General features: G+C 71.1%; 18 protein-coding genes. 13 read left to right on the forward strand and 5 right to left on the reverse strand.

Going from position 1 to position 19,225, the window contains the following annotated elements:
- The first annotated feature begins 223 nt into the window (after window positions 1-223).
- Window positions 224-961: a ferritin-like fold-containing protein gene (locus ACGFX9_RS15685; protein WP_393471028.1), complete on the forward strand. Its 738-nt coding sequence runs from the start codon at window positions 224-226 to the stop codon at window positions 959-961.
- A gap of 54 nt (window positions 962-1,015) precedes the next feature.
- Here ACGFX9_RS15685 and ACGFX9_RS15690 read toward each other — a convergent pair whose 3' ends face one another.
- The 4 genes from ACGFX9_RS15690 to ACGFX9_RS15705 all read right to left on the reverse strand — a co-directional run bounded on the left by ACGFX9_RS15690 (window position 1,016) and on the right by ACGFX9_RS15705 (window position 2,861).
- The gene (locus ACGFX9_RS15690; RefSeq protein WP_393471031.1) at window positions 1,016-1,285 is read right to left on the reverse strand and encodes a hypothetical protein; all 270 of its coding nucleotides are present in this window, start codon (window positions 1,283-1,285) and stop codon (window positions 1,016-1,018) included.
- Between the two features lie 217 nt (window positions 1,286-1,502).
- Window positions 1,503-1,730 (reverse strand): DUF3107 domain-containing protein, encoded by a 228-nt coding sequence (locus ACGFX9_RS15695; protein WP_393471034.1) that lies wholly within the window; start codon window positions 1,728-1,730, stop codon window positions 1,503-1,505.
- Window positions 1,731-1,859: 129 nt separating this feature from the next.
- On the reverse strand, window positions 1,860-2,501 hold the full coding sequence (locus ACGFX9_RS15700; RefSeq protein ID WP_393471037.1) for a TetR/AcrR family transcriptional regulator: 642 nt from the start codon (window positions 2,499-2,501) through the stop codon (window positions 1,860-1,862).
- 144 nt (window positions 2,502-2,645) lie between these two features.
- Window positions 2,646-2,861, reverse strand: a complete 216-nt coding sequence (locus ACGFX9_RS15705) for a hypothetical protein (protein WP_393471040.1) — start codon at window positions 2,859-2,861, stop codon at window positions 2,646-2,648.
- 214 nt (window positions 2,862-3,075) lie between these two features.
- Here ACGFX9_RS15705 and ACGFX9_RS15710 point away from each other — a divergent pair, with 214 nt between their 5' ends.
- From ACGFX9_RS15710 to moeZ, 12 genes are all read left to right on the forward strand, one after another.
- The gene (locus ACGFX9_RS15710) at window positions 3,076-4,065 is read left to right on the forward strand and encodes an alpha/beta fold hydrolase (protein WP_393471043.1); all 990 of its coding nucleotides are present in this window, start codon (window positions 3,076-3,078) and stop codon (window positions 4,063-4,065) included.
- Between the two features lie 8 nt (window positions 4,066-4,073).
- Window positions 4,074-5,543 (forward strand): DUF3152 domain-containing protein, encoded by a 1,470-nt coding sequence (locus ACGFX9_RS15715; RefSeq protein WP_393471045.1) that lies wholly within the window; start codon window positions 4,074-4,076, stop codon window positions 5,541-5,543.
- Window positions 5,544-5,611: 68 nt separating this feature from the next.
- Entirely contained in the window at window positions 5,612-5,704 is a 93-nt protein-coding gene (locus ACGFX9_RS15720; protein ID WP_393471048.1) for an Ms4533A family Cys-rich leader peptide, read from the forward strand.
- A 159-nt stretch (window positions 5,705-5,863) separates the two neighbouring features.
- Complete coding sequence (locus tag ACGFX9_RS15725; RefSeq protein WP_393471051.1) at window positions 5,864-7,588, forward strand: ABC transporter substrate-binding protein; 1,725 nt, start codon at window positions 5,864-5,866, stop codon at window positions 7,586-7,588.
- A gap of 20 nt (window positions 7,589-7,608) precedes the next feature.
- Window positions 7,609-8,601, forward strand: coding sequence for an ABC transporter permease (locus ACGFX9_RS15730; protein ID WP_393471054.1), 993 nt, complete (start codon window positions 7,609-7,611; stop codon window positions 8,599-8,601).
- Window positions 8,598-9,587, forward strand: a complete 990-nt coding sequence (locus tag ACGFX9_RS15735; protein ID WP_393471057.1) for an ABC transporter permease — start codon at window positions 8,598-8,600, stop codon at window positions 9,585-9,587. The genes ACGFX9_RS15730 and ACGFX9_RS15735 overlap by 4 nt, the downstream gene beginning before the upstream one ends.
- Window positions 9,584-11,200 carry a dipeptide ABC transporter ATP-binding protein gene (locus ACGFX9_RS15740; RefSeq protein WP_393471060.1) on the forward strand — a complete coding sequence of 539 codons (1,617 nt, stop codon included), beginning with the start codon at window positions 9,584-9,586 and terminating at the stop codon, window positions 11,198-11,200. Before ACGFX9_RS15735 ends, ACGFX9_RS15740 begins: the two co-directional genes overlap by 4 nt.
- A 201-nt stretch (window positions 11,201-11,401) precedes the next feature.
- Window positions 11,402-13,135, forward strand: a complete 1,734-nt coding sequence (locus tag ACGFX9_RS15745) for a DUF3492 domain-containing protein (RefSeq protein WP_393471063.1) — start codon at window positions 11,402-11,404, stop codon at window positions 13,133-13,135.
- Window positions 13,132-14,379, forward strand: coding sequence for a hypothetical protein (locus ACGFX9_RS15750; protein WP_393471065.1), 1,248 nt, complete (start codon window positions 13,132-13,134; stop codon window positions 14,377-14,379). The genes ACGFX9_RS15745 and ACGFX9_RS15750 overlap by 4 nt, the downstream gene beginning before the upstream one ends.
- A gap of 196 nt (window positions 14,380-14,575) precedes the next feature.
- Window positions 14,576-15,529 carry an NAD-dependent epimerase/dehydratase family protein gene (locus ACGFX9_RS15755; RefSeq protein WP_393471068.1) on the forward strand — a complete coding sequence of 318 codons (954 nt, stop codon included), beginning with the start codon at window positions 14,576-14,578 and terminating at the stop codon, window positions 15,527-15,529.
- Window positions 15,517-16,266, forward strand: coding sequence for a spherulation-specific family 4 protein (locus ACGFX9_RS15760; RefSeq protein WP_393471070.1), 750 nt, complete (start codon window positions 15,517-15,519; stop codon window positions 16,264-16,266). Before ACGFX9_RS15755 ends, ACGFX9_RS15760 begins: the two co-directional genes overlap by 13 nt.
- A gap of 63 nt (window positions 16,267-16,329) precedes the next feature.
- Complete coding sequence (gene moeZ, locus ACGFX9_RS15765; RefSeq protein ID WP_393471073.1) at window positions 16,330-17,508, forward strand: adenylyltransferase/sulfurtransferase MoeZ; 1,179 nt, start codon at window positions 16,330-16,332, stop codon at window positions 17,506-17,508.
- Between the two features lie 121 nt (window positions 17,509-17,629).
- On the opposite strand, the gene ACGFX9_RS15770 is transcribed toward moeZ, so the two are convergent.
- The gene (locus tag ACGFX9_RS15770; protein ID WP_393471076.1) at window positions 17,630-19,192 is read right to left on the reverse strand and encodes an alpha/beta hydrolase; all 1,563 of its coding nucleotides are present in this window, start codon (window positions 19,190-19,192) and stop codon (window positions 17,630-17,632) included.
- Window positions 19,193-19,225 lie beyond the last annotated feature (33 nt).

The raw sequence follows: 19,225 nt of genomic DNA on the forward strand, positions 1-19,225 counted from the left end.
TGCCGTACGCACTGTGCGTACTGCCTGGAGGGCTGTCGGTTCGGAGCCGATCGGGCCTCCGACCGGGCATCCTCATTCATACGACCCGACGAATATTCGGCGGGTGCATTACCACTGTACCCCGGAATCTCGCAGCCGTGTCGGCCGAATATGTCACGTAGCCGTCGTCACAGTCACCGGCCAGCCCCTTACGCGTTGCTGCGCGCGGGCTATTGTGCGGTTTATGGACACGCCTGACACCGCCGCTGACAAGCCTGCCGAACCCACCGGAATCGCCGCCCAGGACTGGAAGACCGCCTCCGCCGACCCGCACTACCGCGCCGCGGTGGAGGACCTGCTCGGGGCACTCGCCTACGGAGAGCTCGCGGCGTTCGAGCGGCTCGCGGAGGACGCGAAGCTGGCGCCGACGCTCGGCGACAAGGCGGAACTGGCGAAGATGGCGTCGGCCGAGTTCCACCACTTCGAGCGGTTGCGGGACCGGCTCACGGCGATCGGCGCGGACGCCACCGAGGCGATGGAGCCCTTCGTGGCCGCCCTCGACGGGTTCCACCGGCAGACGGCGCCGTCCGACTGGCTCGAGGGCCTGGTCAAGGCGTACGTGGGTGACTCGATCGCCAGTGACTTCTACCGGGAGGTCGCGGCGCGGCTCGACGGCGACACCCGGGGGCTCGTCCTCGGTGTGCTCGACGACACCGGGCATGCGAGCTTCGCGGTGGAGAAGGTGCGCGCCGCGATCGACGCGGACCCGCGCGTGGGCGGGCGGCTCGCGCTGTGGGCGCGACGGCTCATGGGCGAGGCGCTCTCGCAGTCGCAGCGGGTGGTCGCCGACCGGGACGCGCTGTCGACCATGCTGGTCGGGGGCGTCGCCGACGGCTTCGACCTCGCCGAGGTCGGGCGGATGTTCTCGCGGATCACCGAGGCGCACACCAAGCGCATGGCCGCGCTGGGGCTCGCCGCCTAGCGGCAGCGGAGCCCAGCGGCAGCACACCCTTGCCGCGGGCCCGCAGCCCCGCGGCTACGCCGTCGCAGAGCGGCGGCGCAGCCCACGGCTCGGGCGGATCAGGAGCGACAGCAGGGCCGCGGAGATGGCCACCGCGCCCACGAGTGTGCCGGGCGCGTGGCCCGCTCCCAGAGCCATGTGCGTGACGAAGGATCCGATCACGGCGCCCACCGCTCCGGTCGACAGGACCAGATTGCGGGCGGGGAGCCGGTGGGGCAGGCGGTGGGCCGCGGCCCACGCCAGGGCGAAACCGAGCAGTGCGGAGCCAAGTGCTTCCAGAATCACAGGGTGTCCCTCCCTCGCGGCCAGGTGCAAAACGGTCGTAGCCGGTCTTACCCGTGGCAGCCGGAATGCAATCCTCCGAGCCTTGGCCCGGATCGCGTCAACCCCCTGTTCCTGCCGCTTTGACGCTTTCGCGGGACCACGTCAACACACGGGAACGGCCCGGTGGTTGTCACCACCGGGCCGTTCCCGTCGTTCGTCCTGCGTGCGACGCCCCTGCCTACAGGGCGCTGAAGCCCACCTTGCGCGCGGTCGGCTCGCCGAGCTCGACATACGCGAGGCGGTCTGCCGGAACCAGGACCTTGCGGCCGTGTTCGTCCACGAGGCTCAGCAGCGGCGTCTTGCCGGACAGAGCCTCGGACACCGCGTGCTCGACTTCCTCGGCACTCTGGCCGCTCTCCAGCACGATCTCGCGGGGCGCGTACTGCACGCCGATCTTGACCTCCACGGCTTTGTCCCTCCGACGGTCAGTGTGTGCGCGGCCATCCGCGCCGTACCCAGCACACATTAGCCCGGTGAGGCGATGCGTACGGCAGCGCCGCCGCACGCCAGTAGCGAACAGAAAACGGGAATTCGCTCAGTGACCGTCCACGCCGTGCAGCGGGAAGCCCGCGATGCCCCGCCAGGCCAGCGAGCTGAGCAGCTGCACCGCCTTCTCACGCGGGACCGTGCTGCCACTGGAGAGCCAGTAGCGGGCCACCACCTGCGAGTAGCCGCCGAGGCCCACCGCGAGCAGCATCGCCTCGTCACGGGGCAGACCCGTGTCCTCGGCGATGACCTCGCAGATCGCCTCCGCGCACTGGAGCGTCACCCGGTCCACGCGCTCGCGGACCGCCGCCTCGTTCGTCAGGTCGGACTCGAAGACGAGGCGGAAAGCGCCGCCCTCGTCCTCCACGTACGCGAAATACGCGTCCATCGTGGCCGCGACCCGCAGCTTGTTGTCCGTCGTGGAGGCCAGGGCCGTGCGGATGGACTGCAGCAGTGATTCGCAGTGCTGGTCGAGCAGCGCGAGATACAGGTCGAGCTTGCCGGGGAAGTGCTGATAGAGCACCGGCTTGCTGACTCCGGCCCGCTCGGCGATGTCGTCCATCGCCGCCGCGTGGTAACCCTGCGCGACGAAGACCTCCTGCGCCGCGCCCAGCAACTGATTGCGTCGGGCACGACGCGGCAGGCGTGTGCCTCGCGGGCGCGCTGCCTCTGTCTGCTCGATGGCTGTCACGCCGCCTCCCATGATCGTGAATATGCGGTGTGCGCCGCGCGGCCATCGTACTTTTCGGTAACCATGATGTGCGCGGTACGAGCGGAGAATTTCGCGGACTGGACGGCCGTGAAAGCCATGCGTAGCAGGGCAAACACGGGCAGCTCAGCGATAGTCGTCCTCATCGAGACTCACGACGCGGGCCTGTTCGGCCACATCGGCCTCGTTGGCCACCGTCGGGTCGAGGTGCTCCAGGGAGTCGTCCTGGCTCGGCGTGAGGTCGGTGTGCTGCTCGGCGGCATCGGCCTCCGGAGCCTCGGGGCCGCTCTCGGCGGTCTCCGTGGCCTCGAAGGTCTCGGGGTCGGACGGATCGACGGTCATGGTGGCTCTCTTCCCTGGCGGACTGCGGCTCTCTCTTCTGGCGTGCCAGTGCTGCGAGCTTCTGGCGTACCAGTGCTGCGAGTGCCCTGTTTGCCCACACCTATGAGCCTAGGAGACGGCCGATCCGGGCGCTACGCGATCTCCGCGGGACTTCGTCGAGACCTGTGACGGCGAACACATGAACCACCGTGTGATCGTCTCGTAACATTGCCGCATGTCTTCGACCGAGCTGCCTGACGTACTAGCCGCCTCCGTCGCGCCCAAGCCGGGTGTCGTCGGGGTCGCGCCGGGCGAGCGGCTCGACTCGGTCACCCTGCCCGGACTCACGCTCTCCGTGCGTTCAAGGCCGTCGGTCCGCGAGGGGCTGCCCCCCGCGCTGTACGTTCACGGGCTCGGCGGGTCCTCGCAGAACTGGTCGGCCCTGATGCCGCTCCTTGAGGACGTCGTCGACTGTGCGGCGGTCGACCTGCCGGGGTTCGGCGACTCGCCGCCGCCGGACGACGGCGACTACTCGATCACCGGGCACGCGCGCGCGGTCATCCGCTACCTGGACGCACGCGAGCAGGGCCCCGTGCATCTGATCGCCAACTCGATGGGCGGCGCGGTCGCCACCCGCGTGGCCGCCGTCCGGCCCGATCTGGTCCGCACCCTCACGCTCATCTCGCCCGCGCTCCCGGAGCTGCGGGTGCAGCGCACCGCACTGCCGACCGGCCTTCTCGCGGTCCCCGGCATCGCGCGGCTGTTCACCAGGCTCACCAAGGACTGGTCGCCCGAGCAGCGCGTCCGGGGCGTCATGGCGCTCTGCTACGGCGATCCGGGCCAGGTCTCGCCCGAGGGATTCAGCGCGGCCGTGCGGGAGATGGAGCGCAGGCTCGCCCTCCCGTACATGTGGGACGCGATGGCCCGCTCGGCGCGCGGCATCGTGAACGCGTACACGCTGGGCGGGCAGCATGGCCTGTGGCGGCAGGCGGAGCGGGTGCTCGCGCCGACGCTGCTCGTCTACGGAGCGAAGGATCTGCTGGTCTCGTTCCGCATGGCCCGCAAGGCCGCAGCCGCGTTCCGTGACTCACGGCTGCTCACGCTTCCCGACGCCGGGCATGTGGCGATGATGGAGTATCCGGATACGGTGGCCACGTCCATCCGTGAACTGCTCGTGTACGCGGGTCAGTCGAACGACAGCAGCATCTCCGGCGCGAGGGGCTGAGGGGGCGCGTGGGACGTCATAGCCGCCGAGGGTCAGCCGACCTCGCAGACAACAAGGGCAGCACAGATACCGCCGGCACACCGGCACCGCAGCAGGGCGCACGCCCGCCGGGCCCCGGCACGGGGCGGCGCAGGCGTGCCCCCGGCGACGGCACACCCGCGCACGGGGTGCCCCAGGCGACACCTCCGCACGGGTTCCCGCAGGCCACCCCGGCGCAGGGCACGCCGCGTGTCCGTGGCGGGCACCCCGAGCAGCGTGAGCCGGGCGGGGCTTGGGGTGCGGGGCCGCGGATGGGCGCCGCCTATGGAGTGCCGGGTGCGCGGACCGCGCAGCCAGGGGTGCCGGGGCCGCGCCGCGAGTACGTGGACGCGTTCGGCGGCGAGTTCACCGACGAGGACCTCTTCGCGGGCGGAGCGGGCGGAGAGGCCGGAGCGGGCACCGCGACCGGCGCCGCCCCGCACACCGCGGTCGGCGTTCCGCCGCTGCCCCCGCCCCCCGACCCGTACGCCTCCGTCACCGACTGGGACCGCGCGGTCGACGAGGACGAGGAAGCGCACGGAGCGCTCTGGTCCACGGAAGGGGCCGACGGCCCGGACGGCCCCGGTGATGCCGAAAGCGCCGCGGACAGTGACGCCAAGGACGGCAAGGACGGCAAGGCTGGCAAGGGCGGCGGCAAGGGCCGTGCCTTCACCGGGATCGCGGCCGCCGCGGTCACCACCGTCCTCGCCATCGTGGTGGCCGGCCAAATGACCGGTGGGGGAAAGGATTCAGCTCCGGAGGCGAAGTCCGCCAAGGCCGCCAAGGGGCAGGAAGGGCGCGACCCCGGCGACCCCGCGTCCCGCTCGGACGACCGGCCAACGCCTCCCGAGTCGGCCCCGGCGACGTACGAGACGAAGATGGCCAAGAAGTACCCGCTCGACGCCAAGCTCACGGCGTCCGGCGACTTCGACGCGATGGCCGGTTTCGACAAGGCGCCGGGCAAGGGGCAGGTGTTCCGCTACCGCGTCGACGTCGAGAAGGGCATGGGCCTGGACGGCGAGCTGTTCGCGTCCGCCGTGCAGAAGACCCTGAACGACAACCGCAGCTGGGCGCATGGCGGGGGCCGCACCTTCGAGCGGATCTCCTCGGGGAAGCCCGATTTCGTCATCACGCTCGCCAGCCCCGGGACGACCGCGAAATGGTGCGCGAAGTCCGGGCTCGACACCCTTCAGCAGAACGTCTCCTGTGACTCCGCCGCCACGGACCGCGTCATGATCAACGCCTACCGGTGGGCGCAGGGCGCCAAGACCTACGGCGACCGCATCCACCCCTACCGGCAGATGCTGATCAACCACGAGGTCGGACACCGGCTCGGTTTCAATCACACGGACTGCACCAAGGACGGCGAGCTCGCGCCCGTCATGCAGCAGCAGACGAAGTTCCTCAACCACGACGGAATCAAGTGCAAGGCCAACGCCTGGGCGTTTCCCAAGAGTTGAGACTCAGTGGGCGTAATGCGTGATCGGCGGCTTTGACAACCGCCGAAAGTTCGTTCATATTTCTCCGCATGTCGCCTCGTCACGCCTCCTCGCGCACAGCCCTTGAGCTGGCGCTCTTTGGTGTGACCGCGCTCTGCGTGTCCGACATTCACTGTTGCTGACGCCCGCCCCTGGCGCGTGCGTCGCATCTTCTCCAGGCCCCCTCCTTCTTCTTTGTGGGCCTTGACCTTCTTCGGCGACCCCGGGGCGAGCTCTGCTCCCTTCCTGCTGACAGCCGTCGTACACCTGTGCGTGCGGCGCTCCCCGAGAGGTCCCCTCCCATGCGTCAACCGTCCGTCATAGCCCGCCGCGTGGCCGCGGCATCCGTCAGCCTGGTCCTGGCAGCGGGCGTCGCCGCCTGCGCGGGACCCAAGGACAACGACGGCGCCGGGAGCGGCGGCGACGGCAAGGCGGCCAAGGGCGGCACGCTCACCGTCCTCAACAGCCAGCCCCAGGTCGACTTCGATCCGGCGCGGCTCTACACCTCCGGCGGCGGCAACGTCCCCTCGCTCGTCTTCCGTACGCTGACCACCCGTAACCGCGAGGACGGCGCCAAGGGCTCGGAGGTCGTGCCCGACCTCGCCACGGACCTCGGCAAGTCGAGCAAGAACGCCACGGTGTGGACGTACACCCTGAAGAAGGGGCTCACGTACGAGGACGGTTCACCGATCACCTCCGCCGACATCAAGTACGGCATCGAGCGCTCCTTCGCCGGTGAACTCTCCGGCGGGGCGCCCTACTTGAGGGACTGGCTGATCGGCGGCGACAAGTACGCCGGGCCCTACAAGGACAAGGGCAAGGGGCTCGACTCCATCGAGACCCCGGACGAGCGGACCATCGTCTTCCATCTGAACAAGCCCGAGGGCGAGTTCCCCTACCTGGCCACGCAGACCCAGTTCACGCCCGTGCCCAAGAGCAAGGACAAGGGCACGAAGTACGAGGAGCACCCGGTCTCATCGGGCCCGTACAAGGTCGTCAGGAACGAGAACGACGGCGAGCGCCTCGTCCTGGAGCGCAACAAGCACTGGTCGGCGACGACCGACCCGGAGCGCAAGGCCTACCCGGACAAGATCGACGTGCGCTCCGGGCTCGACTCGTCCGTCATCAACCAGCGCCTCTCGTCGGGCCAGGGCGCGGACGCCGCCGCCGTGACCACCGACACCAACCTGGGTCCGGCCGAACTCGCCAAGGTCACCGGCGACAAGGAACTGGCCTCACGCGTCGGGACCGGGCACTTCGGATACACGAATTACCTCGCCTTCAACCCGAAGGTGAAGCCCTTCGACGACCCGAAGGTGCGCCAGGCCATCTCGTACGCCGTCGACCGGTCGTCGGTCGTCAACGCCGCAGGCGGTTCGTCCCTCGCCGAGCCCGCGACGACGTACCTGCCGAACCAGAAGTCATTCGGATACACGAAGTACGACCACTTCCCGGCGGGCAAGTCAGGCAACCCGAAGAAGGCCAAGGAGCTCCTGAAGGAGGCAGGCCACAAGGACGGGCTCACCATCACGCTGACCCACTCCAACGCCAAGGACTTCGAGACCAGCCCGGAGATCGCCACCGCCCTCCAGGACGCCCTCAAGAAGGCGGGCATCAAGGTCAAGCTGCAGGGCCTTGAGGACAACGACTACAAGGACAAGGTGCACAGCGCCACGTCCGAGCCGGGTCTCTTCCTCGCCCACTGGGGAGCCGACTGGCCTTCCGGCGGCCCCTTCCTCGCCCCGATCTTCGACGGGCGGCAGATCGTCAAGGACGGCGCCAACTTCAACACCGGCTTCCTGGACGACAAGTCGGTCAACACCGAGATCGACGAGATCAACAAGCTCACCGACCTCGACGCCGCCGCCAAGCGCTGGGGCGCCCTCGACAAGAAGATCGGCGAGCAGGCCCTGACCGTGCCGCTCTTCCACCCGGTCTACAAGCGCCTGTACGGCAAGGACGTCAAGAACATCGTGATCAGCGACTGGACGGGTGTCCTGGACATCTCGCAGGTCGCGGTCAAGTAAGGGCTACGGGTCACATCACCATGAGCGAGGCCCTGTTGGCCTCGGAAGCGGGGGCGGGCGCGAGCGCGCCCGCCCCGACTTCCGGTGCCCGTCAGTTCTGGCGGCGGCTGCGTGCGCAGCGTGCCGCCCTCGTCGCGGCGGTCGTCGTCGCGCTGCTCGTCCTGGTCGCGCTCGCCGCGCCGCTGCTCACCGCCGTCGAGGGCCAGGACCCCACCACGTACCACCCCGACCTCATCGACTCCGCGCGCGGCGGCGTGCCCATCGGCTCCCTCGGCGGGATCGGCGGCGAGCACTGGCTCGGCGTCGAACCGCAGACGGGCCGCGACCTGTTCGCCCGTCTCGTGTACGGGGCGCGCGTCTCGCTCGGCGTCGCGCTCGCCGCGACCCTGGTGCAGGTCCTGATCGGGGTCGGGGTCGGCCTCGCGGCCGGGCTCGGCAACCGCTGGGTCGACCAGGTGCTCAGCCGCGCCACCGACATCATCGTCGCGATGCCGCTGATGGTGCTCTCGCTCGCCCTGATGGCGATCGTGCCCAGCGGCTTCCCGCGCCCCGTCCTCGTCGCCCTCGTCATCGGGCTCATCGCCTGGGGCAGCGTCGCGAAGATCGTGCGCGCGCAGACCATCACCCTGAAGGAGCTTGACTACGTGGCCGCCGCCCGGCTCAGCGGCTGGAGCACCCTGCGGATCGCGCGCCGCGAACTCCTGCCGGGGCTCGCCGCGCCCGTCATCACCTACGCGGCCCTGCTCGTCCCCCTCAACATCACGGTGGAGGCCGCGCTCTCCTTCCTCGGCGTCGGCGTCAAACCGCCCACCGCGTCCTGGGGACAGATGCTGACCTCGGCCGACATCTGGTACCAGGCGGCGCCGCAGTACCTACTGTTGCCGGCCGGCGCGCTCTTCGTGACCGTGTTCGCGCTGACCGTCCTCGGCGACGGGGTGCGGGTGGCGCTCGATCCGCGCGCGGCCTCGCGGCTGCGCGTCGGCACAGGGAAGAAGCGGGAGGGCAAGGCATGACCGGCTTCTTCGTGCGGCGCCTGCTCGGCGCCCTCGTCACGCTCTTCGCCATCTCCGTGATCATCTACGTGGTCTTCTACGTCGCTCCGGGCAACGTCGCCCAGATCACCTGCGGGCCGCGCTGCTCACCCGCCCAGGTCCAGCAGGTCTCCGACCAGCTACGGCTCGACGATCCGCTGTACGCCCGCTACTGGGACTTCCTCCAGGGCCTCTTCGCCGGGCAGGACTACTCGACCGGCACGGCCGTGGAGCACTGCGACGCGCCCTGCCTCGGCCTCTCCTACCAGAGCGACCAGCAAGTCACCCAGCTCATCCTGGCGAAGCTGCCGGTCACCGGATCGCTGGCGCTCGGCGCGATGGTGATGTGGCTGATCCTCGGCGTCGGCACGGGTGTCCTTTCCGCCTGGCGGCGCGGGCGGGTCAGCGAGCGCGTCCTGACCGCCGTCACGCTCGCGGGCACGGCCACGCCCGTCTTCGTCATCGGCCTGCTGCTGATGATCGTCATCTGTGGCCAGCTGCGCTGGCTGCCCTTCCCGCAGTACGTACCGTTCACCGACGACCCCCAGCAGTGGGCGTGGAACCTGCTCCTGCCATGGCTGTCCCTCGCCCTCATCGAGGCCGCCAAGTACGCCCGCCTGACCCGCGCCTCGATGCTGGAGACCCTCGCCGACGACCATGTGCGGACCTTTCGCGCGTACGGCGTCGGGGAGCGGTCGATCATCGGCAAGCACGCGCTGCGGGGCGCTTACGCGCCGGTCATCGCCATGAGCGCCAATGACTTCGGATCGATGTTCGGCGGGGCCGTGCTGAGCGAGACGCTCTTCGGGCTGCCCGGCCTCGGCCGTGAACTCGTGCACGCGGTCAAGGTCGTCGATCTGCCGGTCGTGGTCGGCATGGTCCTGGTGACCGGCTTCTTCGTGGTGCTCGCCAATGCCGTCGCGGACGTGCTGTACGCGGTGGCCGACCGACGGGTGGTCCTGTCATGAGCCTCGTCCAAGTGACCGACCTGACGGTCGACTTCGGGGACACGCGCGCCGTGGACCGGCTCTCCTTCACGCTGGAGGAGGGCGCCGCGCTCGGCCTCGTCGGCGAGTCGGGGTCCGGCAAGAGCACGGTGGCGTCCGCGCTGCTGGGGCTCCACCGCGGCACCGGCGCGGGCGTCGGCGGGTCCGTGCGGGTCGGCGGCATCGACGTACAGGAAGCGTCAGGAGAGGAGCTGCGGCGGCTGCGCGGCGGGAAGGCGGCGATGGTCTTCCAGGACCCGCTGTCGTCCCTCGACCCGTACTACGCGGTGGGCGACCAGATCGCCGAGGTGTACCGCGTGCACACCCGGGCCTCGCGCCGTGCGGCACGCGCGCGTGCCGTCGAAGTGCTCGACCGGGTCGGCATCCCGGACGCGGCGCGCCGCGCGCGGTCCCGGCCGCACGAGTTCAGCGGCGGCATGCGGCAGCGGGCGCTCATCGCCATGGCCCTCGCGTGCGAGCCCCGGCTGCTGATCGCCGACGAGCCGACGACCGCCCTCGACGTCACCGTGCAGGCCCAGATCCTCGACCTGCTGCACGTGCTGCGGGCCGAGACGGGCATGGGCCTGCTCCTGGTCACCCACGACGTGGGCGTCGCCGCGGAGAGCGTCGACGACGTCCTGGTCATGCGGTACGGGCGGGCCGTCGAGCGGGGGCCCGTGCGCGAGGTCCTCGGGGCGCCGAGGGAGGCGTACACGCGGGAGCTGCTCGGGGCGGTGCCCCGGGTGGACGCGCCACGGGAGGCGTCCACCGCGCGGGGCTCCGCCGAGGGGGACGCCTCCGAGGCAGACGTCGTACTCGAAGCCGTCGACCTGCGGCGGGAGTTCGGGCGCGGCAAGCGCGCCTTCGCCGCGGTGGACGGCGTGTCGCTCACGGTCCGCCGCGGCGAGACGCTCGGAGTCGTGGGGGAGAGCGGCAGCGGCAAGACGACGCTCGGCAGGATGCTGGTGGGCCTCCTGGAGCCGACGGACGGAAAGCTCCACTACGGAGGCGTCGACAAGCCGGACGCCCGGGGCGTGCAGATGGTGTTCCAGGACCCCGTCTCCTCGCTCAACCCCCGCCGCTCCATCGGGGAGTCCATCGCGGACCCGCTGCGCGCGCGGGGCGAGCGTGACGAGGCACGCGTGCGCGCACGCGTGAACGCCCTCCTGGAGCGCGTCGGGCTCGATCCGGCGTACTACGGGCGCTATCCGCACGAGTTCAGCGGCGGCCAGCGCCAGCGCGTCGGCATCGCGCGGGCCCTCGCCGCCGAGCCCGGGATCATCGTGTGCGACGAGCCGGTCTCGGCGCTCGACGTGACGACACAGGCGCAGGTGACCGCGCTGCTCGCCGAACTCCAGCGGGAGCTGGGGCTCGCGCTCGTCTTCATCGCGCACGACCTCGCAGTCGTACGCCAGGTCAGCGACCGGGTCGCGGTGATGCGGCAGGGGCGGATCGTCGAGCACGGCACGGTCGACGAGGTGTACGGAGCGCCTCAGCAGGCGTACACCAAACAGCTTCTCGCGGCCGTGCCCGCGCTCGACCCGGAGGCCGCGGCCCGGCGCCGCACGGCCCGCAGGGAGCTGGCCGCAGCTTAACGCTCCGTAGCGATAGAGCGCTTTCTCGGTGCCATAGCGCGACAGAACGCTACCGGGGCGGGAAAGTTACTGGCATTCACCCCTTTTGGTGGCGCGATGGACAACCGTCCGTCGCGCCACCGGCATGTCCGCATACGTTCGTCCCGCTGCGAGCCGCCGGACCAACGGCGGCTCCCCACATGGGAGATCGGGGGTGTACGCGTGCGCATCGGACTGCTTACGGAGGGTGGCTATCCGTATGTGAGCGGTGAGGCAAGGCTCTGGTGCGACCGGCTCGTGCGCGGGCTCGGGCAGCACGAATTCGACGTCTACGCGCTGAGCCGCAGCGAGCGGCAGGAGGCGCAGGGCTGGATCGAGCTGCCGCCCCAGGTCAGCCGGGTGCGGACGGCCCCCCTGTGGACCGTCGACGATGACGGCACGGCCTTCGGGGCCGGATACGGACGGCGGGCGCGGCGGCGCTTCACCGACTGCTTCGGGGAGCTGGCCGCGGTGATGTGCGACTCCGGCGTGGCGGTGGCCGCCGGCGGCCGGGCGGCTTGTGACGAGTTGGCGGACCGTTTCGGCAGCGCGCTCTACGGGCTCGCCGAACTCGCGAGGGACGAGGGCGGACTCGTCGGCGCCCTGCGCTCCGAGGCCGCCGTGCGCATCTTGGAGAGCGCTTGCCGCGCGCCGGGCGCACTGCGAGCGGCACGCACCGCGCGGGTGCCCGACCTGCTCACGGTGGCGGGCCACCTGGAGCGCGCCCTGCGGCCGCTCTCCCTCGACTGGTACGAGGACGACGGGCTCGGCGCGGTCGACCTGTGCCACGCCACGTCCGGTGGCCCGGCGGCGCTCCCCGGCCTCCTCGCCCTGCACTTCTCCGGAGTGCCGCTCCTGGTCACCGAGTACGGCGTACAGCTGCGGGCGCACTACCTGGCAGCGGGCGATGAGGCGCTGAGCGCGCCGGCGCGGGCGCTGCTCACCTCCTTCCACGGCAGGCTCGCCGCCGAGGTGTACGGCAAGGCCACGATCATCACGCCCGGCAACACACACGCCCGGCGCTGGCAGGAGCGGTGCGGCGCCGAGCGGGCCAAGCTGCGCACGGTCTATCCGGGCATGGAGGCGGCCCGCTTCGCCGAGGTCGGCGAGCGTGAGGACCCGGGCGACCCGGCCACCCTCCTCTGGGTCGGGCGCATCGAGCCCGCCAAGGACCTGATCTCCCTGCTGCACGCTTTCGCGGAGATCCGCAAGGAGGAGCCCAAGGCGCGGCTGCGGATCGTCGCGGCTCCCGCGGAGGGCCCCGAGCCCGCCGAGTACCTGACCCACTGCAGGGTGCTCGCCGCGCAGCTCTTCCCCGACGAGGCGGACGGAGCGCACGCCGTCGGCGACAACCCCGTGTCCTTCGAGGAGATCGGGGCGCCCGGGACCCCCGACCTGGAGGACGCGTACGCCGCGGGCAGCGTCGTCGTCCTGTCGAGCGTCGTCGAGGGCTTCCCGATCAGCCTGGTCGAGGCGATGTTCTGCGGGCGCGCGACGGTCTCGACGGACGTCGGCGCGGTGGTGGAGGTCATCGGCGGCACCGGCCTCGTCGTGCCGCCGCGCAACCCGCGGGCCCTCGCCGAGGCGTGCGTGGCGCTGCTGCGGGACGCCGGGCGGCGCGAGCGCCTGGGAGCGGCGGCACGCGCGCGTGCGCTCGAACTCTTCACCGTGGAGCAGAACGTCGAGGCATTTCGCGGCATTTACCTGGAGATCGTCTCGCACTGCCCGGTGCGCAGGGAGGCGCTCGACGACGCGGGCGAGCCGGTGCCGTTCGGCAACCCGGCGGAGGCGTACATGCCGGGCCGGTGGGCGGGCGGCGGCGCCGGGGACGCGGGGACGGGCGGAACGCCCAGCTGGGCGGCGCCGACGCCGCAAGAGGCGGACGGAGACGTGCGGTTGAGGGGGGTCGGCGTATGACGCGGCAACGGAAGACGGACGCGCCGAGGGCTCCGGAGAGCCCTGGTGGGTGGGATGTGCGCTCGGAGGAACTGGTGGCCGAGGCGGCGGTTTCCGGGGCGGAGACCGCTGCGGGTTCCGGGGCCGTTTCCGGGACGGAGGCCCCCGCGGTTTCCGGAGCGGGCGCGGGGTCCAGGCCCACCCGGCGCGGTGCCGGCGACCCCGTGAAGGCCCTGATGCACCGGCATCGGGAGCTGTGCGAGCGTGCCGTCGATCCGTTGGAGATCGCCGCGGGCCTTGAGGCGCACGGCGTGACCGATCGGACCGCCGCGCGGTTCCGGCATCGGGACGTGTTCGCGCTCGCCGAGGAGATGTACGCGCGCGTGCCGCGCGGCGAGGAAGAACGCGGCGCCTCCATGGCGCCGCCCTCCCGGCGCTCCCCTGATCTGCCCGCCGGCTGGGCGCTGTTCGCCCTGCTGCCGGGGGTGGCGTGCGGGCTCACCGTCGTAGGGCTCGAACTGGGCGGAGGGCGTGCGCGGTTCGCGGTCGGCCTCGGCGGCCTGCTCGCCGTCAGCGTCGCCCTGAGGGTGGCTCTCCGCTTCGGCCCGCTGCGTTCCCCGCACCAGGCCGCGCCGGCCACGCGCGCGTGGGTGTGCTTTCTCCTCGCCTACGCGCTCCTGGGCGACGAGTTGCTGCGGGCCGCCGTCGCCGGTGGGCCCGACGAACCGTGGGCACCGTCCCTCACGGCCGCCCTCGGCCTCTCGCTCGCCGTCGCCCCCGGAGTGTGGTGCGCCCGGCTTTTCGCCGTGGCGGCGCGGAAACGGCTCGCCCTCAGCAAGGGGCTCACCGAATTCTCCGCGTCCGTCAGGCCGCTGCTGCTCGGCGTGGTCGCCCTGTACCTGTGCGCGCTCTGGGCGCTGCTCCTGGCAGCCGGGGCGGTCCAGGGGGAGCCTGCCCCGGCGGGGGCCGGGGCACTGGGCGCTCTGCTGCTGCTCTCCGCCCTGCTCTCCTCGTACGGCTTCACGCGTGCGCCCCTGCTGACGCTGGGAGCCGCGGGCGCGGTGGAGGCGGGCTCCGTCGCCTCGGTGTTCGCCGCACGGCTGCCGGGGTGCGACTGGATCGCCGTACCCGTGGAGGAGGCGGTCCAGGCATGGGGGCCCGGCGCCGTCCCCGTCATCGCCTGCGGGGCCGCCGCAGCGGCACTGCTGCTGCACGCCGCCCGCGTGCTGAGCCGCGCCTCCGCCCACGCGGACGAGACCCCGTGAGCGCGCCCGCCGCCGCCCGCGGCCCACACGACACCTCTTCGAGCGGCCCCCACGGGCCGCGACCGCCCCATCCGAAGACCTTCTCTCCCGCGGGGCCGACACCGCGGGCCTTACCCCGTGAATCCCGGCAACCCCCTGAAGGAGAACGCCAGATGAGCACCCTCAGCATCCGAGAATCCGACCCGGGAGCCGCCCGATGAGGGTGCTGCTGATCGGAGCCAACGGATACCTCGGCCGGTTCGTCGCCGACCGGCTGCTCGCCGACCCGGCGGTGCAGCTCACCGCGCTCGGCCGCGGCGACGACTCGGACGTACGGTTCGACCTCGCGAGCGGCAGCCCCGGCGCGCTCACCCGCTTCCTGGACGCCGTGCACCCGGGAGTGGTCATCAACTGCGCGGGCGCCACCCGTGGCGGCGCCCGCGACCTGACCCGGCACAACACCGTCGCCGTCGCCACGATCTGCGAAGCCCTGCGCCGCAGCGGCTGCGGAGCCCGGCTCGTGCAGCTGGGGTGCGGTGCCGAGTACGGACCCAGCCAGCCGGGGTCCTCCACCGCGGAGGACGCCGTGCCGCGGCCCGGCGGACCGTACGGCGTCAGCAAGCTCGCGGCCACCGAACTGGTCCTCGGGTCCGGCCTCGACGCCGTTGTCCTGCGGGTCTTCTCGCCCGCGGGGCCCGGCACCCCGGCCGGATCACCGCTCGGGCGCCTTGCCGAGGCCATGCGGCGTGCCATGCAGTCCGGTGACGGCGAGCTCAAGCTCGGGGGCCTCGGCGTCCAGCGGGACTTCATCGACGTACGCGATGTGGCGCGCGCCGTGCACGCCGCCTCGCTCTCGGCGGCCCAGGGCGTCGTGAACATCGGCGCGGGCCGAGCGGTGCGGCTGCGTGACGCGGCGGCCGTCCTGGCACGCGTCGCCGGATACGGCGGAGCCCTGCACGAGCTGGACCAAGGGGCCCTGCGGCCGTCCATCGGGCACCCGCGCACCGAATCCGACCACGGGAGCCCTGCCGCGTACCCCTACCCGGACGGCTGCGGCAGCTGGCAGCAGGCCGACGTGCGCACCGCGCGCGACCGGCTCGGCTGGCGGCCCCGGATCAACCTCGAAGAATCACTCGCCGACATCTGGATGGAGGCGGCATGCCGCATCTGACCAGCACAGCCACAGATACCGCGCACACCGACGTACGACTCGGCTTCGGCATCCCGGGCTTCGCGCACCCCCTCGTCGCACCCACCGAATGGTCCGAGCTCACCCGCCCCGGCGCCCCGCTGCACTGGGTCGTCCTGAACGTGAACAGGGGCCCGGGGGACCGGCCCGACCCGCACTGCCTGGAAGCGGCGGGGCGGCTGCGGAACGCCGGGGTGCGTGTTCTCGGTCACCTCGACGTGATGTACGGCGCCCGCGGCTTCGGAGAGCTCATCTCCGACGCGCACCGCTACCTCGACTGGTACCAGGTCGACGGCTTCTCCCTGGACCGCTGCCCGGGCGAGCGCGCGTCGCTTCCGGAGGTGCGCAGGACGGTCACGACGCTGCGCGCGCTCTGCGACGGGGCGTACATCGTCTTCGGGCACGGCACCCATCCCTATCCCGGATACGCCGAATCCGCCGACCAGTTGGTGACCTTCTCCGGGCCCTGGAGCGATTACCGCTGGTCACAGGTGGCGGAGTGGACCGCCGACTACCCGCCCGAGCGCTTCTGCCACTTCGTGCACGGCATGCCGCGCGGCCATCTCGAGGAGGCGCTGCGCATCGCGCGCTGGCAGGGCGCGTCGACGATCTACTTCACCGACCGCGTCGACAGCGGGGGAGCGGACGACCCCTGGGAGTCGATGCCCGCGTACTGGGACGAAATCGTCTCGCGTATCGGAACGGGTGTCTCGGAATGAAGAGGGGCGTGGCAGTGTTACGGACAGAACAACCGTTTCCATATACCGACCAACGGAGTCTCCGTGTCGCTGCCACCCCTGGTCGAGCCAGCATCTGAGCTCACCGTCGACGAGGTTCGCAGGTACTCCCGCCACCTGATCATCCCCGACGTCGGGATGGACGGGCAGAAGCGGCTGAAGAACGCCAAGGTGCTGTGTGTCGGCGCCGGCGGCCTCGGGTCGCCGGCGCTGATGTACCTCGCCGCGGCGGGCGTCGGCACGCTCGGCATCGTGGAGTTCGACGAGGTCGACGAGTCGAACCTGCAGCGCCAGATCATCCACAGCCAGGCCGACATCGGCCGCTCCAAGGCGGCGTCGGCGAAGGACTCCGTCCTCGGCATCAACCCGTACGTGAACGTGATCCTCCACGAAGAGCGGCTCGAAGCCGAGAACGTGATGGACATCTTCAGCCAGTACGACCTGATCGTCGACGGCACGGACAACTTCGCCACGCGGTACCTGGTCAACGACGCGTGCGTGCTGCTCAACAAGCCGTACGTGTGGGGTTCGATCTACCGCTTCGACGGGCAGGCGTCCGTCTTCTGGAGCGAGCACGGCCCGTGCTACCGCTGCCTCTACCCGGAGCCCCCGCCCCCCGGCATGGTTCCGTCCTGCGCCGAGGGCGGCGTGCTCGGCGTGCTGTGCGCGTCGATCGGCTCGATCCAGGTCACCGAGGCGATCAAGGTCCTGGCCGGCGTGGGCGACCCGCTGGTCGGCCGACTGATGATCTACGACGCCCTGGAGATGCAGTACCGCCAGGTCAAGGTCCGCAAGGACCCGGACTGCGCGGTCTGCGGCCCGAACGCCACCGTCACGGAACTCATCGACTACGAAGCCTTCTGCGGCGTCGTGTCGGACGAGGCCCAGGAGGCGGCGCTCGGCTCGACGATCACTCCCAAGCAGCTCAAGGAGTGGATCGACGCGGACGAGAAGATCGAGATCATCGACGTACGCGAGCAGAACGAGTACGAGATCGTCTCGATCCCCGGCGCCAAGCTGATCCCCAAGAACGAGTTCCTCATGGGCACCGCCCTGGAGAACCTTCCGCAGGACAAGAAGATCGTCTTGCACTGCAAGACGGGTGTCCGGTCAGCGGAGGTCCTCGCCGTGCTGAAGTCCGCGGGCTTCAGCGACGCGGTGCATGTGGGCGGCGGCGTGATCGGGTGGGTCAACCAGATTGAGCCCGCCAAGCCGATCTACTAGGCGTAGCGCAACATTTCAGCCCGTCCGGCGTTTGAGGACGAGCCCTTGAGGCGATAGGCAGCAGGCAGATGGGGCCGCACCGTAAAAGGTGCGGCCCCATCTGCGTTCAGGCCCGGGAGCCTCAGGTCTCGCAGATCTTGCCGTCCTGCGGGGCCTTGCCCTTCAGCAAGTAGTCGTTGACCGTGCCGTCCACGCAGTCGCTGCCGCTGCCGTACGCCCCGTGTCCCTCGCCCTTCCAGGTGAGTTCGACGCCGACGCCCTTGCCCAGCTCGTCCGCCATCTTGCGGGCGCCTTCGTAGGGCGTGGCCGGGTCTCCGGTGTTGCCCACGACCAGGACCGGGGCGGCGCCGGGTGCGCTCACCTCGGTCGAGTCGTGCAGCCCTGGCACCGGCCAGTCGTGGCACCAGCCCGCCGTGTCCCAGCCCATGAACTCGCCGAAGACCGGCGATATCTCGCGGAACTCGGGCAGCCGCGCCTTCGCCTCGGCGGGCGTCGTCCGCTGCTTGTCGTCGCGGCAGCCGATCGAGCGCTGGGAGTGGCTCTGCGTGCTGTAACTCCCCGACGGGTCACGCTCGTTGTAGGAGTCGGCCAGCTGGAGCAGCGCCGCGCCGTCGCCCTTCTCGGCCTGCTCAAGGCCACGGGTCAGGGCGGGCCAGCTCTCCTTGTTGTAGAGGGTGACCGTGATGCCGGTCAGTGCCAGGGACTGGGTGAGCTTGCGGTCGCCCGACGCGGGCAGCGGGTTGGCGTCGAGGCGCTTCAGGAGCCGCACTATCTTCTGCGAGCCCGCTTTTGGGTCCTGGCCCGAGGACTTCAGGTAGTTCTCCAGGGCGCGCTGGAAGCCCCGTGCCTGGTTCTTGGCGTGACCCACCGAGTCCGCGGTCGGGTCGACGACGGCGTCGAGCGTGAGGCGCCCCACCTTCTTGGGGAACAAGTGCGCGTAGACGCCGCCCAGTTCGGTGCCGTACGAGACGCCCATGTAGTGCAGCTTCTTGTCGCCGAGCGCCTGGCGCATGACGTCCATGTCCTGGGCGGCCTCGACGGTCGAGACATGGCTGAGGAGCTTGCCCGCGTCGCGCGCGCAGCCCGCGCCGAAATCGGCCGCGTCCTTGAAGTACGCCTTCTCCTCGGCCGGGGTGTCCGGAGTGGCGTCGACGGACTCCGCGGCTTGCGTCTCCTTGTCGCTGCGGCAGCGCACACCCTCGCTGCCCGCGACCCCGCGCGGGTCGAAGCTCACCAGGTCGTACCGCTCGCGCAGCGTGCCGTACGAGTCGGCGAACGACGGCAGCATGGAGACGCCGGAGCCGCCGGGACCGCCGAAGTTGAACAGGAGCGAACCGATGCGCTCGCCCTTGCCCGTGGACCTGGCGCGGATCAGCGCGACATCGATCGTCTCGCCGTCCGGCTTCGCGTAGTCCAAGGGGACCTTGAGGGTCGTGCACTGCCACTCGGAGCCTGGTGCGGGCTCGCTGCCGGTCGCCTTGCAGCCGCCCCAGTCCAGCTTCTGGGAGGTGAGCGAGGCGGGCAGCGTGGAGGAGGGATCGGGCTCCGGTGACTGCTCGGGGCCGGTCGGCGCGGGCTTCGCGTCGTCCTCGCCCCCGTCGGACGAACCACCGCAGCCGACGGCGAGCCCCGCCATCAGAACCCCTGCTGCGGCCAGGGCCGCTGACCGTACGAAACGCGGCATGGAGCGCTTCCCCCCTCGGAAAGACAGTCAAGC

The organism is Streptomyces sp. NPDC048436 (assembly GCF_043200355.1).
In the GTDB taxonomy this organism is placed as follows: domain Bacteria; phylum Actinomycetota; class Actinomycetes; order Streptomycetales; family Streptomycetaceae; genus Streptomyces.